The 14,128-nt window shown below is 66.9% G+C and carries 14 protein-coding genes; 2 read left to right on the forward strand and 12 right to left on the reverse strand.

Annotated elements, in window-relative coordinates; all coding sequences use genetic code 11:
• The first annotated feature begins 3 nt into the window (after window positions 1-3).
• Together HL652_RS21165 and HL652_RS21945 are read left to right on the forward strand one after the other, a co-directional pair.
• Window positions 4-1,089, forward strand: coding sequence for a hypothetical protein (locus tag HL652_RS21165; protein ID WP_171707537.1), 1,086 nt, complete (start codon window positions 4-6; stop codon window positions 1,087-1,089).
• A 23-nt stretch (window positions 1,090-1,112) separates the two neighbouring features.
• On the forward strand, window positions 1,113-1,238 hold the full coding sequence (locus tag HL652_RS21945; protein WP_256371311.1) for a hypothetical protein: 126 nt from the start codon (window positions 1,113-1,115) through the stop codon (window positions 1,236-1,238).
• Between the two features lie 720 nt (window positions 1,239-1,958).
• On the opposite strand, the gene HL652_RS21170 is transcribed toward HL652_RS21945, so the two are convergent.
• From HL652_RS21170 to HL652_RS21225, 12 genes are all read right to left on the reverse strand, one after another.
• A complete protein-coding gene (locus tag HL652_RS21170; protein ID WP_171704747.1) occupies window positions 1,959-2,636 on the reverse strand; it encodes a cation diffusion facilitator family transporter in 678 nt (225 codons plus the stop codon).
• Window positions 2,633-2,986 carry a Cd(II)/Pb(II)-sensing metalloregulatory transcriptional regulator CmtR gene (cmtR, locus tag HL652_RS21175; RefSeq protein WP_171704748.1) on the reverse strand — a complete coding sequence of 118 codons (354 nt, stop codon included), beginning with the start codon at window positions 2,984-2,986 and terminating at the stop codon, window positions 2,633-2,635. The genes HL652_RS21170 and cmtR overlap by 4 nt, the downstream gene beginning before the upstream one ends.
• 31 nt (window positions 2,987-3,017) lie before the next feature.
• Entirely contained in the window at window positions 3,018-4,496 is a 1,479-nt protein-coding gene (locus tag HL652_RS21180) for a hypothetical protein (protein WP_171704749.1), read from the reverse strand.
• Window positions 4,493-4,819, reverse strand: coding sequence for a helix-turn-helix domain-containing protein (locus HL652_RS21185; protein WP_171704750.1), 327 nt, complete (start codon window positions 4,817-4,819; stop codon window positions 4,493-4,495). Before HL652_RS21185 ends, HL652_RS21180 begins: the two co-directional genes overlap by 4 nt.
• Before the next feature lie 2 nt (window positions 4,820-4,821).
• Complete coding sequence (locus HL652_RS21190) at window positions 4,822-5,937, reverse strand: tyrosine-type recombinase/integrase (protein WP_171704751.1); 1,116 nt, start codon at window positions 5,935-5,937, stop codon at window positions 4,822-4,824.
• Between the two features lie 554 nt (window positions 5,938-6,491).
• Window positions 6,492-7,691 carry an acyl-CoA dehydrogenase family protein gene (locus tag HL652_RS21195; protein ID WP_171707538.1) on the reverse strand — a complete coding sequence of 400 codons (1,200 nt, stop codon included), beginning with the start codon at window positions 7,689-7,691 and terminating at the stop codon, window positions 6,492-6,494.
• The gene (locus HL652_RS21200) at window positions 7,688-8,164 is read right to left on the reverse strand and encodes a MaoC family dehydratase (protein WP_171707539.1); all 477 of its coding nucleotides are present in this window, start codon (window positions 8,162-8,164) and stop codon (window positions 7,688-7,690) included. The genes HL652_RS21195 and HL652_RS21200 overlap by 4 nt, the downstream gene beginning before the upstream one ends.
• A complete protein-coding gene (gene fabG, locus HL652_RS21205; RefSeq protein WP_171707540.1) occupies window positions 8,161-8,913 on the reverse strand; it encodes a 3-oxoacyl-ACP reductase FabG in 753 nt (250 codons plus the stop codon). The genes HL652_RS21200 and fabG overlap by 4 nt, the downstream gene beginning before the upstream one ends.
• Window positions 8,914-8,998: 85 nt before the next feature.
• The gene (locus tag HL652_RS21210) at window positions 8,999-10,225 is read right to left on the reverse strand and encodes an acetyl-CoA C-acetyltransferase (protein ID WP_171707541.1); all 1,227 of its coding nucleotides are present in this window, start codon (window positions 10,223-10,225) and stop codon (window positions 8,999-9,001) included.
• Window positions 10,226-10,228: 3 nt separating this feature from the next.
• A complete protein-coding gene (locus tag HL652_RS21215; RefSeq protein ID WP_171707542.1) occupies window positions 10,229-11,305 on the reverse strand; it encodes an ABC transporter permease in 1,077 nt (358 codons plus the stop codon).
• Window positions 11,302-12,816, reverse strand: a complete 1,515-nt coding sequence (locus HL652_RS21220; RefSeq protein WP_171707543.1) for a sugar ABC transporter ATP-binding protein — start codon at window positions 12,814-12,816, stop codon at window positions 11,302-11,304. The genes HL652_RS21215 and HL652_RS21220 overlap by 4 nt, the downstream gene beginning before the upstream one ends.
• A 38-nt stretch (window positions 12,817-12,854) precedes the next feature.
• Window positions 12,855-13,967 carry a sugar ABC transporter substrate-binding protein gene (locus HL652_RS21225; protein WP_171707544.1) on the reverse strand — a complete coding sequence of 371 codons (1,113 nt, stop codon included), beginning with the start codon at window positions 13,965-13,967 and terminating at the stop codon, window positions 12,855-12,857.
• Window positions 13,968-14,128 lie beyond the last annotated feature (161 nt).

The raw sequence follows: 14,128 nt of genomic DNA on the forward strand, positions 1-14,128 counted from the left end.
CGTATGGGCTGGAAACTACCCACCCTCGCCGCTGTCACCGTTGTGACGTTCACCGCGACCGCGGTGCTCTTCGGCATGGCCCCCGGCGCGTCCGCAGGCTGCGGCTCCGGAGTCGTCGACCCCGGAGCCGCAGGCGGCCAGTCAGTCGCCGGGTACTCGGGGGAGCAGCTCGAGAACGCAGGCATCATCATGAACGCCGCCGCCGAGCTCGGCCTCCCCACCACGGCGCAGACCATCGGGGTGATGACCGCGATGGGGGAGTCCACACTCCGGAACCTCGACCACGGCGACAATGCCATCAACCCCGACGGCACCGTCGCTGACTCCGTCGGTCTGTTTCAGCAGCAGGAACGCGGCTATGGTCCCCTTGCTGACCGCATGGACCCGCACAAGGCAGCAACCGCGTTCTTCACCCGCCTGATGGGCGTCGACGAGTGGGAGACGATGGCGCCCACCCTGGCCGCGCACGCCGTGCAGATCAACGCCGACCCGAACTACTACACGCCGTTCTACATACCCGCGACCGAGGTCGTGCAGACGCTCCTCTCAACCGGGGGAGCGGGGGAGTGCGCGATCGGCGGCGACGCAGTGCAGCTCGCGCAGCAGCTCGTCGACGCCGCCGACCAAGGCCGCCTCATCGGCTCCACCCCCGACCACATCAAAGAAATACGGTGGATCGCCCAAGGCCAGACCGTGCCCGACTGCGGCGTCGACGTCCGCATCCTCCAAGTGCTCGTCCTCGCCCTGCAGATCTTCGACCAAGTCGGGGTCTCCGACATCAACCGAAAATGCACCGGGCAGATCGAAGGCGCCGGCACCGCCTCCTCCCACTACTTCAACGGGGGTGGACTCGCCGTGGACTTCTACCGCCTCAACGGGCAAGGCGTCACCGGCGCCGACGGGAACTCCATCCGACTCATCACCGCCCTCGACCCCGTCATGCCCGCAGGTGCCCGCGTCGGCCAAGTCGACTGCCGCGCGTCCGCCGGCGCCACCGTGTCCACGACGAACTTCACCCAGTTCGAAGACAGCTGCAACCACCTCCACATCGACGTCGGCTTCACCGACGGACAACTAACCACCAACTGACCAGCACGAGAAAGAAGCACACCGTGTTCGTCGCCGACACCGCCGGCTCACTCATCACCGCTATCGCCCTCACCCTCGTCACCGCAGCCGTGATCCTCTACCTCCTGCACTGGATCATCCGCTCCGCCGTGAGCTCCGCGCTTCGATGACACCACATCTGGCTCGAGCAACGACGCAACCTCCCTCCCGGACCAACCGGAGCCATCGGCAATGACCCACACGACTGAACCCACCCCACCGAGGGCAAAGCGCACCGCGCGCGGCAGCTCCAGAACACCCCGCGGCCGTGGCAGCGGTCGTCATAAGGCACCACTAAGCGGCGCGGGAAAAACGCGGCTTTCACCTGTCTGGCCGTTCACGGTAGCTCGCTTCCAGCACTCCGTTCCGACCGTCCCGAACGTGCCCAGGGGCTTATTTCGCCCGGCACCGTCGGCACTGCGCGCCTCACGCTCGCACCCGAATCTCATGCCAGACAGGCAAAAGAAATGTTGATGAAGGGAAAGGGCAGTGTAGTGCGCGGCCGCTTCTAGGGCGTCAAGCTCATCCAGATAGACGCCCAGAATCTCCGCGAACGTCTCCGAAGCCACTACAACAACCCAAACATCCGTTCGCATATACAACTGTGGAAGTGAGACACTCGCGGCCCCTTGACAGGCGCGGACGGGGTGACTCACCCTCATCGCCGTGGCGTCGCGGAGGCAAATGCGGCAGCAGGGCGCCATGCGTTCTACATCATGAACGAGTCCCTGGTCAGGCTCGACTCGTTAACGCGCACCGATGTGGTGCCCCGGCGGATTCGTGACCGGCGAATTCTGTTCGTTTGGGCGTCCTTTGGGGCAGCTGACAGAGTTGCGGTGACCCCGAAGCCCTCAGTGGTGGTGGCCTTCGTCTTTGTGGTCGTCGTCCTCGAGGAGCATGCCGACTGAGGTGGCGCAAGCATCGCCCTTCCAGGCTTGGATGCCCTCGCGGATCGCAAAGATGACGATCACGAGAGCGGCGATCGGGTCGGCCCACCACCATCCGAAGAGCGTGTTCAGGAGGAGGCCGATGAGGACGGCGGCCGAGAGGTAGGTGCAGATCAGCGTCTGCTTCGAGTCGGCGATTGCTGTCGCGGAGCCGAGTTCGCGTCCGGTGCGTCGTTCCGCGAGCGAGAGGAACGGCATGATGACGACGCTGAGAGCGGTGAGGACAATCCCGACGGTGCTGTGCTCGATGTCGACCGCTTGGGTGAGGGTCAGGATGGCGTTGGCGCCGACGTAGAGGGCGAGAGCGAAGAACGCGAGAGCGATGACGCGGAGGGTGCCCTTCTCCCAGCGCTCGGGGTCTTTGCGGGTGAACTGCCAAGCAACGGCTGCAGCGGAGAGCACTTCGATTGTGGAGTCGAGGCCGAAACCGATCAGGGCTCCGGATGAGGCTGCGGTGCCGGCCGCGATCGCGATGATCGCCTCGATCAGGTTGTAGCCGATCGTGATGGCGACGATCAGGCGGATGCGCTTCTGCAGCACCGCCTTTCGGTCATGGTTTGGGCGTTCGGTTGTGGTGGTCACAGGGTGACCTCGCAGCAGCCGGGGACGGTGCAGGCTTCGTCGTTGCAGGGGGCGGAGGCGTCGACGGCGAGCACGACTCCGACGAGGTTGTTGAGTGCTTTCGCGAGGTGGGCGTCGGCGATCTCGTAACGGTGCTGCCGGCCTTCGGGTTCGGCGACGACGATGCCGCAGTCGCGGAGGCAGGTGAGGTGGTTGGAGACGTTCTGACGGGTGAGTTCGAGCTGCTGGGCGATCTCCGCGGGGTAGGCCGGCTGGTCCAGCAGGAGCATCAGGATGCGCGATCTGGTCGGGTCGGCCATGGCGCGGCCGAGCCTGTTCATGACGTCGAGGCGCGTGCTGATCGTGAGCATGAGCCCATTAATACAGTGTCTGCTGTATTAATCAAGCGGTGCTGGTGCTGGTGCCGGTGTTGGGGGAGGGGCGTCTGGAGACGTAGTCCGCGAATGTGGCTCCGGTGTTCTGACGGTGCTTGTCGGTGACTTGGTAGCTGTAGTTGAGGGAGTCGGCGACGACGGGTGCGGGCAGTTCGAGGACGAGGGCTCGAAGGGAGGCGTTGCGGGCGCCGCGGAGGTCGACCCCGGCGTTGCGGAGCTTGTTCATCAGGGTGCCCTGGTGGAGGTGTTGGCCGGGTCGGCCGCCGGGGAAAAGCCACTGGTTGTCGCGGTGGGCGGATGTTGTCTGATGGGGCAGCGCGGCGAGGTGTTCTCGGATGACACGGTCGAACGGTGACGGAATGGTGAGGACGTCGCCGGTGAACGCGACGATGATCGCCGTTTCGGTGGCCGTGAGCTGGTGCAGCCGCATTTGCGCGATGCGGACGAGTGGCTGCCCATAGAGCAGGAGGAGCAGGGCTGCGGCGCGCTCGTCCGGGTCGAGGGCGTTGGTGGGGGAGAGGAGCCGGGTGATGTGGTCGAGTCGTTGTTGCTGGGTGATGATCGGCTCCGCCTTCGCGACTCGGTAGGGAAACTCGAGCGAGGGGAGGTGGCGGTGGCTGACGGACCAGCGGACGAAGCCGCGGGCAAGACTTCGGGTGGTGGGGCCTATGAGCCAGTCGTCGATGTCGGTCTGGGTGCAGGTCGCGGGGGAGTGGCCGCGGTCTCGGATGTGGCGCAGGAACTCGAGGGCGACGGTCGTTGATTGTTTGGCGGAGAGGAAGGTGCCCTTCTTCAGCTGGCCCGTGGTGGCGAGGTGGTGCATGCGGTTGAGGTGGACCCAGCGGGCGTATTGCCTCAGCAGGCGTGCGTCGTCAGGTTCGGCGCCGGCGAGTTTGCTGTCGAGCCAGGTCTGGAATCGTTCGATGTCGAGGTGGACAGGGTCGAGGAGGCCGTGTTCGACGCAGAGTTCCCGGAGGAACGCGACCTTGCTCGGATGGCTGTGTCCGGTGAAGGTGGCGTGCTCGAGTGGCGCGACGCCGCGGGAGAGATCTCGGATGAGTGCCTTCGTGTGCGGGTTGACGATCAACCAGACCCGGGCGCTGCGGGCGTGCGCCTGCTGCGTCAGAGCGGTGAACAGCGGCAGCATCGTGGGGTTGATGTGCCCGTGGGTGTCGGTGAAGAGGTCAGTGAGGTCGTCGGTGAGGCAGCAGTGGGCGCAGAGTCCGATGCGGACGGGTTCGTCTTCGCGGCCGCAACGGGCGCAGTGGAAGTCTTTGGGGATTCCGGCGCAATCGACGCAGCACGGTTCCTCGGCGAGCAGTCCGGGAAGCAGACGATTGACGTGGCAGCCCGGGCAGGTGCCGTGGAGGCGGGTGGCGCGTTGGTAGCAGCGTCGACAGATGCGCCCCTCAGGCCACGTGGTGGCGAACCGAACCCCCGTGCGGCCGCAGCGGACGCATTCGGCAGGGGAGCGGGGCCGGCTCATTCAGGTCGGTGGACCCGTGCTCGAGCGGGACGGAACGCGTCCTTCGTCGCCGAGGCGTCGACCGTTCCGGTGGCGCGGTCGGGAACGGCCTGGACGGTGATCGGGCAGAGCTCCTCGAAGGTGCAGTCGAGGGTGTCGAGGATCGCGCCGAGCAGTGCCAGGTTCATGCGTTCGGGCGTGCCGCCGACGAGGCGATAGATCTGCGAGTCCGAGAGGTGGATGCCCCGATCGGAGAGGTGCGGGATGAGGTCGGAGATGGTGTTCATTCCTCGGGCGGCCATCAGCTCCCGAAGCCGCCAGCCGTGTTCGATTCGTCGTTGCATGGTCAGGTTTCCTTCGTGGTGAGCTGGGTGGCCATCCGGGCGATCGCGTCATCGACGACGCGGGCGCGGTAATCGGGGGACAGGCCGGTATAGATAGAGGTCGTGGAGGCGTGTTCGTGGCCGACTTGCTGCTGGATGAAGAAGGCGTCGTAACCGTCCTCGACCAGGTGCGTAACGTAAGAGCGGCGCAGCGAATGGAAGTCGAGATCCTCGACCAAGCCCGCCTCGCGGCGGACCTCGTTGAAGGCCCGGCTCACGGAGTCAGCGGCGACCATGCCGCTGCGTTCGCTCGGCCAAAGCGCAGTCGACCCGGGTGGCGCGAACAGCGGCCGGACATCGGTTCTCCATTCGCGTATGCACTCGACGATCCAGTCGAACTCCGGCAGCGTCAGAACCGTGCGGCGCTTCGGGGGAGAGCCGCGCATCGCCTTCCCGAACCGGACATAGATGATCCCGACATCACCGAACTGGCGTGCCCTAGGGTTTGAGGCGAGATCGACGAGATCGAGTTGACGGACCTCGTTGCGGCGCAGACCCCAGGCGTAGGCGGCCTTCATCATCGTCGCGATCCGGAACGCCGGAATCCAGCCCTTCGACCCGGAGCGGCGGATGCGGAGCACCCGGTCGTCCGCGCAATCGAACAGGTCCTGGATCTCGTCGCGGGTGTAAGGCCGCTTTCCGGGGGTGCCGATCGCGGCCTGCGCGTGACGGGCGGTGTTCCACTCGTGGAAGACCTGAGCGGGGTGGTCACCGAACCGGTCCCAGCAGTGCTCGCTCCAGCCGTAAGCCGGATCGGTCAGATACTCCAGGAACATCCGCAACGCGTTCTGGTAACCCAGCAGGGTCGCGTGGGACGCGCCCTTCAAACCGCGGAGCTCGAGGAAGAACTCATCGACCATCGACGCCGTCCACGACCACGGATAGCAGCCAGCGAACGCCAGGAACCGCACCGCGATCGAACGGCGCTTCTCGATCGTCGACGCCGACAGAAGCCGAGTGACCTGCTGTGCAGCCCACCCGTCGAGCATCGCCACCCAGACGCTTTCCTCGGCGTTCAGGATGGCGATACCAGCGCGCAGATGGACAGGAACCGCTCCTGGTTGACCCGGCTCATCCATCCGCATAATATGCGAAATGTTCGCATTAACCGCGAATGTGCGTCAAGCGTGTCAAAGAAACGTCCGATCAGCGGTCATTTACTAACAAGGGCGTCGAAGCGATTTCCATGCAGTCCACTCGTTCTTGGCGTCCAGGCGGGCTCTGGTTCCTTGCAATGTGAGGGAGGTCGAGGGGACCGGCCAGTTCGAATCACGTGCGAAGATGCCGTCTTCGTATTGACATAACGATCAGTATCGGTGGCCGCTCAATCCCGCAGGGAACAGGTAGGAGTGGCTACCAATCTCGGCCCTGGGGGATCATCTGCTTCGTAGCGCGGGCCAGGCTTCGCACAGGCTTTCGGGCTGACCCTGTAGCGGGACGCGGATGAGGCGTGCACGGATACTCCATCAGATGAAGCGGTGACGGCTCATCTGGTCGGCGTGCTCGTGCCTGCCTGTGACAGGTGCTCTTCCCTCGATGAGAATCTTCATCCGAGCATCCGCAGGATGGGCCTCTGCCGCCCGTTGGAGGTGATGGATTGAATTCTCGGAACGACCATGGGCATTGGTGACCTCTAGGAGATGAAAGCGGCAATCCCGGTGAGTGCCCGGCCTAAAATCAAGGAGTTCATCTCATGCGTTCCCTCGAAGGTGTAGATGGCTTCGGCATCCCCAAAATATCGCGCCACACCCGCGTCGAGCTGCACTCCGTTGCCCCCGGCGATCTCCCGGCACAGCGCGACGGACTGCCGGAGGCGGCCGGCCGCGAACGCCTTGGCGAGCGAGGAGTGTTGCTCGTCGAGCTGCCCGTCGTCGCTCAGCCGGCTCGCGGCCATGTCGATGGCGAGCGTCGCCGTGATGTTCGTGGCGACATCGGCCAGCTTCTGCTGCACGAGCTGGAACGACGCGATGGGTCGCCCGAACTGCGTGCGGCTCTGTGCGTAGGCGAGCGCCGCCTCGAACGCCCCCATGGAGACGCCTGCCGCATGCCAGGCCGACTCGAGGCGGGTGTGGCGAAGCACGCGCGCCACGTCTCGGAAGCTGCTCGCCCGCTGAAGGCGATCCCGCTCGGGCACCACGACGTCCACGAGCTCGATGTCGGCGTTCTCGACCGACCGCATCGAGATCTTCCGATCGATCTTCGTCGCGGTGAGACCGGACGCCGGGGTGCGGACGAGAAATCCCTTGACGCTGTCGTCGGCGAGGTCTCTGGCCCAGATGACGATCACGTCGGCGAAGGTCCCATTCCCGATCCACCGCTTCGCGCCGTTGAGCACCCACTCGTCACCGCGTCGCTCCGCAGTGGTCGCGAGGCCACGGGCGGTGTCGGAGCCGTGGTCGGGCTCCGTCAATCCGAACGCAGCGATCAGCTCCCCCGACGCGAGCCGGGGCAGCCATTCGGCGCGCTGCTCCTGCGACCCGCCGAGGGCGATCGACCCCATACCGAGTCCGACGTGCACGCCGACGAGCACAGCGGTCGACGGGTCGCACCGGGCGAGCTCGAGGCCGATCCAATTGCGGAAGGCCGAACTGCTCGCGAACGGCCGGGTCTCCTCGAAGCCGTATCCGAGGATGCCGAGTTCTCCGAACCGTCTCAGCAGGTGCCGGGGACTCTCTGCCCTCTCCCACCAGTCGTCGGCGAACGGCCGCACGTGCTCGTCGAGGAACTCCCGCAACTCCACGAGCACGAGCTGCTCCTCGGCGGTGAGCTGGCCCTGGAAGGCGAAGAGATCCGCCGAGAGCGCGTGACTGGTTTCGGGCGACACGATGGTCATGATGGAATCTCCGTCCAGGTCGGGAACAGGGTGAGGACGTCGGCGACGCAGGCGGGCTTGGTTCCACCGTCGATCTCGACGGTGATCCGCGACACGAGCAATCGACCGTGCGCGACCTCCTTCAGGTCGAGCAGGTGGGTGCGCCCGCGGATGCGCGATCCGGCCGCAACCGGAGCGGGGAACCGCACGCGGTCGAGGCCGTAGTTCACCGTCGCGGGCGCGTCGACGACCTCGAAGCTCTCGGCGAGGAGCACCGAGACGAGGGACAGCGTCAGATACCCATGCGCGATCGTGCCACCGAAGGGCCCGGCAGCGGCGCGCTCAGGCTCCACGTGGATCCACTGCCGGTCTTCGGTGGTCTCCGCGAAGGTGTCGATCCGGTGCTGATCGATGGAGTGCCAGGGCGTGGGGCCGAGCTCCGCTCCGATGGCGGCGGCGAGATCGACGATCGACTCGAACGTGCGCGCGGTCAATCGAGAGGCCCGCCCGCGACGTAGAGCACCTGGCCGGACACGAAGCCCGCCTGCTCGCTCACGAAGAACGACACCGCGTGCGCGATGTCCTCGGGCTGGCCGACCCGGCCGACTGGGATCTGGCCGGCCCATTGCGTGAGCATCTCCTCGAAGGGCACGCCGATCCGCTCGGCAGTCGCCGCCGTCATCTCGGTCTGGATCCAGCCGGGGCCGATGGAGTTGACGGTGATGCCGAACCTGCCGAGTTCGATGGCGAGGGTCTTGGTGAAGCCCTGGATACCGGCCTTGGCGGCAGCGTAGTTCGCCTGGCCCCGGTTGCCCAGTGCCGACGAACTCGACATGTTCACGATGCGGCCAAAGCCGGCTCTCGTCATGTGCGCCTGGGCGGCTCTGCTCACGAGGAAGGCACCCCGCAGGTGCACGTTCATGACCGCGTCCCAGTCCGCCGTCGCCATCTTGAAGAGCAGGTTGTCGCGGATGATGCCGGCGTTGTTCACCAGGATGGTCGGAGCACCGAGCTGCTGTTCGATCACGTCGAACGCCGCCGCGACGGCCGCCTCGTCGCCCACATCGGCGCCGATGGCGAGAGCTCTGCCGCCGTCGGCGCGGATGGCGTCCACCGTGGCCGCGCACATCTCCTCGGTGAGGTCGAGCACGGCGACGGCATGGCCCTCGCGAGCGAGGCGCAGGGCGACCGAGGCCCCGATCCCGCGCGCGGCTCCGGTCACGATGGCGGTGCGGGATGTCATCACTGAGGGTGTGGTCACTGGGGGTGTCGTCACTGAGGGTCTCCTTCTGGGTGGGTGATCGATGGCAGGAACGGGTTCGGTCGGATCACGAGAGCCGTTCGAGGACCATGGCCATGCCCATCCCCCCGCCGACGCACATCGACTCCACGCCGAACTGCCTGTCGTGCCACTGCAAGGAGTTGATGAGCGTGGCGGTGATGCGCGCGCCGGTCATGCCGAAAGGGTGGCCCACGGCGATGGCGCCGCCGTTGACGTTCAGCTTGTCGATCGGGATCCCCAGCAGCTGTGCGGAGCCGAGGGCTTGCACCGCGAACGCTTCGTTGATCTCGAAGAGGTCGATGTCCTCGAGCGACATCCCGGCGCTGCGGAGTGCGGCGGGGATCGCCTCGACCGGGCCCAGCCCCATGATCTCCGGCGACAGAGCGGTCACCGCCGTCGACACGATGCGCGCGAGCGGGGTCAGGCCGAGGTTTTTCGCCTTCGTATCGCTCATGACGACGACCGCGGCCGCCCCGTCGTTGAGCGGGCAGGCGTTCCCGGCGGTCACCGTGCCGTCCGCGCGGAAGACCGGCTGCAGGCCCGCGACCGCGTCGAGCGTGACACCCGCGCGCGGGCCGTCGTCCTTGCTCACGACGGTGCCGTCGGCGAGCGTCACCGGGGTGATCTCGCGTGCCCAGAACCCGGACGCGATCTGCGCTTCCGCCAGGTTCTGGCTGCGCACGGCGAACTCGTCCTGCTCGGCGCGCGACATGCCGAGCACCTGCTGCACGTTCTCGGCGGTCTGGCCCATCGAGATGTACACGTCGGGAATCCGGCCGTCCTCGCGCGGATCCGTCCAGCTCGGCGCGCCCGGCAGGCCGCGCGCGGTCGTGCGCGCCTCCGCATTGGCGAAGCGCGGGCTCTTCACGTCGTGCCCCGGGATCTCGTCGGAGGTGCCCGCACCGAATCGGCTGACCGCCTCCACCCCGGCGGAGATGTAGGCGTCGCCATCACCCGCCCTGATGGCGTGGAACGCCATTCGCGTCGTCTGAAGCGATGACGAGCAGTACCGCGTCACCGTGGTGCCGGGCAGGTGGTCGTGGCCGAGCATCACCGCGACATTGCGGCCCATGTTCCATCCCTGCTCTCCACCGGGCAGCCCGCAGCCCAGCATCAGGTCGACGACGTCACGCGGGTCGAGCTCGGGCACCCTGTCGAGGGCCGCTCGAACCATCTGCACGGCGAGCTCATCCGCGCGCATCGCGGCGAGCGATCCCTTGAACGCGCGCCCGATCGGCGAACGCGCCGTCGATACGATGACTGCTTCGACCATGATTTACCTCTTCCTGGTGGCGGGAGCCGAGGCCGGCGAGGCCTCGGAAGCGGGCTGCGACGCCGGCACGGTGCGGCGGCGGATGCGGTCGAGCACGGAGCGCCGGCCACCCAGCCGAGCCGCCGACGCGAGCCCGACCGCCACGAGCAGCGCGAGACCGTTGAAGACGTCGGAGATCCAGTTCGGCGCACCGGACAGTTGCAGCCCCTTGACCCCCAGCGCCAGGACGTAGACCGAGAGCACCGTGCCCCAGACGTTGAACCGGCCGCCGCGGAACTGGGTGGCGCCGAGGAAGACCGCGGTGAAAGCCGGGAGCAGGTAGGCCGGCCCTATCGTCGGGTCGGCGTTGGTCAGGCGTGCCGTGACGAGGATGCCGGCGACCGAGGTGATCGCACCGCAGGCCACGAGCGTGCCGATGGTCACGGCGCCCACCCGCACCCCCGAGAGCCGGGCCGCGTCGATGTTGCCGCCGGTGGCGTAGATGCGGCGGCCGAGGGGAGTGCGTTCCAGCACGTACCAGACGAGGAGCGCCAGCACGATCATGACGAGGAAGGCGAACGTGAGCCCTCCGATGCGACCGGCGCCGAACTCCGCCAACGGCTCCGGCATGCCGAGGATCTGCCGTCCACCGCTCAGCACCGTGATCGACGCGGCCAGTAGCGAGCTGATGCCGAGCGTGGCGATGAACGAGTCGATGTGGGCGTAGACGATCAGCAGTCCCATCACCAGCCCGATGCCCGCGCCGATGAGAACGGTGAGCGGGATCGCGATCCAGAGCGGTTGTCCCGCGGGCACGAGGAGCCACGCGACGAGGATCGACGCCAGCCCCACCTGTGCGCCCACGGCGAGGTTGAACGCGCCTGCCGCCAACGGGAGAACGAGGCCCAGGGCGGTGATGCAGACCACCGTGTTGGTGTCGAGCAGCGACGACCAGACCCTCGGGGAGAGGAAGGTCTCGGGGATCGTGATCGAGAACACGATCACTATTGCAGCGAGCACCCACAGCGCGCTCGCATTGCGGAAGCTGAACCAGGAGAGGATGCGACGACGACCGTCGTCCCGAGTTGTAGCCGTCGTCATGATGCCCTGTCCTGTTCGATGGATGCAGACACGTGCCCGTCGTCGACGACGGCACGCACGATGGTGTTCTCGATGAGATCGTGGCCGCTGAACTCGGCCGCGGCGACACCGTCGCGCAGCACGAGGATGCGGTCGCACACGGTAACGAGCTCCTTGATGTCGCTCGAGGACACGAGAACGGCGGAACCCGCCTGGACGAATCGGCTGAGAGCCTCGTAGATCTCCGTCTGAGCGCCGGCGTCGACCCCCTGGGTGGGTTCGTCGAGCAGCAGTACCGCCGGGTTCAGGCGCAGGCATCTGGCAAGGACAATCTTCTGCTGGTTGCCGCCGCTGAACAGGTCGAAGCGGCGCTCCTCGGAGTCTCTCGGCAGCACCCCGACCGTGCGCATCCAGCCCCTGACGTCGGCCCGCTCGCGGGCCGGGCTGACCGCGCCGGTCCACGACCGCACCGGCTTCAACCGCGGCAAGGTGATGTTCTCGCGGGCAGGGAACGCCCCGATACTGGCGAGCCGTCTCCGGTCGGCCGGCACGAACGCCATGCCCGCGCCGATCGCTCTGCGCGGCGACCCGAAAGGCAGCGGCAGCCCGTCGACGTGCACTGATCCCGCCGTGGCGGGAAGGACTCCGTAGAGCACCGATGCCAGCTCCTCCATGCCGGAGCCCACCAGTCCTGCGATGCCGACGATCTCGCCGGCGCGCGCGTTGAGATCGAGCCCTCGCACGGTGGCTCCGTGCAGACCGCGTACCGCGAGCCGGATCTCGCCTGGGTCGCTCGCCCTCGTGCGACGGAAGTCCTCGCTGCCGACTGTGCCGGCGATGTCGTCGACCAGCGTGCGCCGGTCGAACTGCCCGCGGTCGCGATGGGCGACGACCCGACCGCTCCGGAGGACCACCACCCGGTCGGCCAGGTCGACCACCTCGCCGAGGCGATGGGAGATGTACACGATCCCGGCTCCCTGTGCGGCGACAGTGCGCACGGCACGATGGAGCACGTCGACCTCGTCGCCGTGCAGCGCGGCCGTCGGCTCGTCGAGAACGAGCACGTGATCGCCCTTCGACCATCCGTCGAAGGCGCGGGCCAGGGCGACGATCGTCTGCTGAGCCGCCGTCAGCTGCGAGACGGGGACATCCACGGAGAAGGCGCCTCCGAACTCCCCGATGAGCCGTGCCGCACGGTCGCGCTCGTCAGAGCCGACCGGCCACAGGCCGCCGGCGCGCTGACGACGCACGAGGTCGAGGTTCTCGGTCACCGTGAGCGTCGGTACGAGGCCGAGATTCTGGTGTATGACGTGCAGAAAGGCGTCCGCCCCATCGGAGCCGAGCCGGATCGCTCCCGCATCCGCCTCGTAGAGACCCGACAGCACCTTCACGAGAGTCGACTTGCCCGAGCCGTTGTGTCCGAGCAGGCCGACGATCTCCCCACGACGCACCTGCAGATCGAAGTCATCGAGCGCCAGCGTGCCCGGGAACTGCTTACGCAGCGCGCGCACGTCGAGGATGACAGGTTGCACGATGGTCCTCTCTCCGCCCGGTAATGTCGTCTGGTCGCTCAGAGCGTCACGCCCCAGAGTTCGCCGAAGCGCTCGGTGAAGTCGGGGTACCCGGTCCAGCCCTTGCTGTTGTCGTTGGGCAGGTCGTCGGCGGTCACCACCTGCATCACTAGTTCGTCGTCGACGACCGGCTGATCCAAGGACTGTCCATCCACGGCTCGCGCGGTCGCGTCGACCAGGGTCCACATGAAGATCCCGAAGTCGGCGGTGATACCCGCTGTGAAGTCGCCGTCCTTGATGCCTTGGAGCGATGCCGGGGTCGCCCCGGCATGGATCGACGTCAGGTCGGTGATGCCCGCCGCACGAAGCGCAGATGGGAGGCCCCCGACCATCTCGCCGAGCGTGAAGACGGCGACGTCGGTGTCGGGATGTGCGGTGAGGTCGTCGACGACGATCTGCGGCGCGGTGCTGCCGTACTGCGCGACGGGGATCTCCACCACGCGGACGGTCGCCCCTGATCCGAGCTTGGCGAGGCGCTCGTCGAACGCCTTCTGCATGGCGAGCGTGGGTGCCAGCTCCGGGGTGACGTAGAGAGCGATCTCGCCGGTGCCGCCGGATTCGACCGTCGCCCAGTCGGCGAGCAGCCCCCCGTAGATGCTGAGCGACGCGTTGCCCGCGTCGAGGAACACCTTCGACGGGTCGAGTCCGCTGTTCCCGGTGGAGATGACGGGGACGTCAGCGGCATCGAGCTCGTCGAGGTACCGCGACCAGAGCGCCGGCTCGATCGAGGAGACCACGACCGCGTCGTAGTCTCCGGCGAGGATCGTGTCGAACGCGGTGGCGACGTCGTCTGCGCTGAGACCCGCGTCGACGCGATCGAACTGCATACCGAGCGCTTTCGCCGGGGTCTCCATCAGGTCGCCGAAAAGCACGCAGTTGGGCGTGCCGCACTGCGCGTAGGCAACCTTCGCTCCGGTGGGAAGCGCGTCGAGCGGGGTGGACACCGGGAACGATGTCGGCTCCGCATACTCGGCGAGCGAGGCCTGGGCCGCTCCGAGGTCGGCGGATGAAGCTCCGGTCTCGGTGGGTGCGGAGCTCGCGCCGCACGCCGACAGAAGAAAGGCGATCGCGACGGTGGCGGCGGTGATTCCGGTGATACGAGTGCTGTGCATGCTTCCTCCATTGGCAGATGCATCGGGAGCAGTCGATGTTCCGGCGTCAATGCATGTTACTAAGCGACCGCTTATTTATAAGATAGTCGGCTCGCTCCCCGACGTGTCAAGGGCAATCGCTGACAAACTGGTGCCGACCGGTCCATCACCGAGGAGGAGCC

Origin of the sequence: Herbiconiux sp. SALV-R1 (assembly GCF_013113715.1) — a bacterium.
In the GTDB taxonomy this organism is placed as follows: Bacteria; Actinomycetota; Actinomycetes; order Actinomycetales; family Microbacteriaceae; genus Herbiconiux.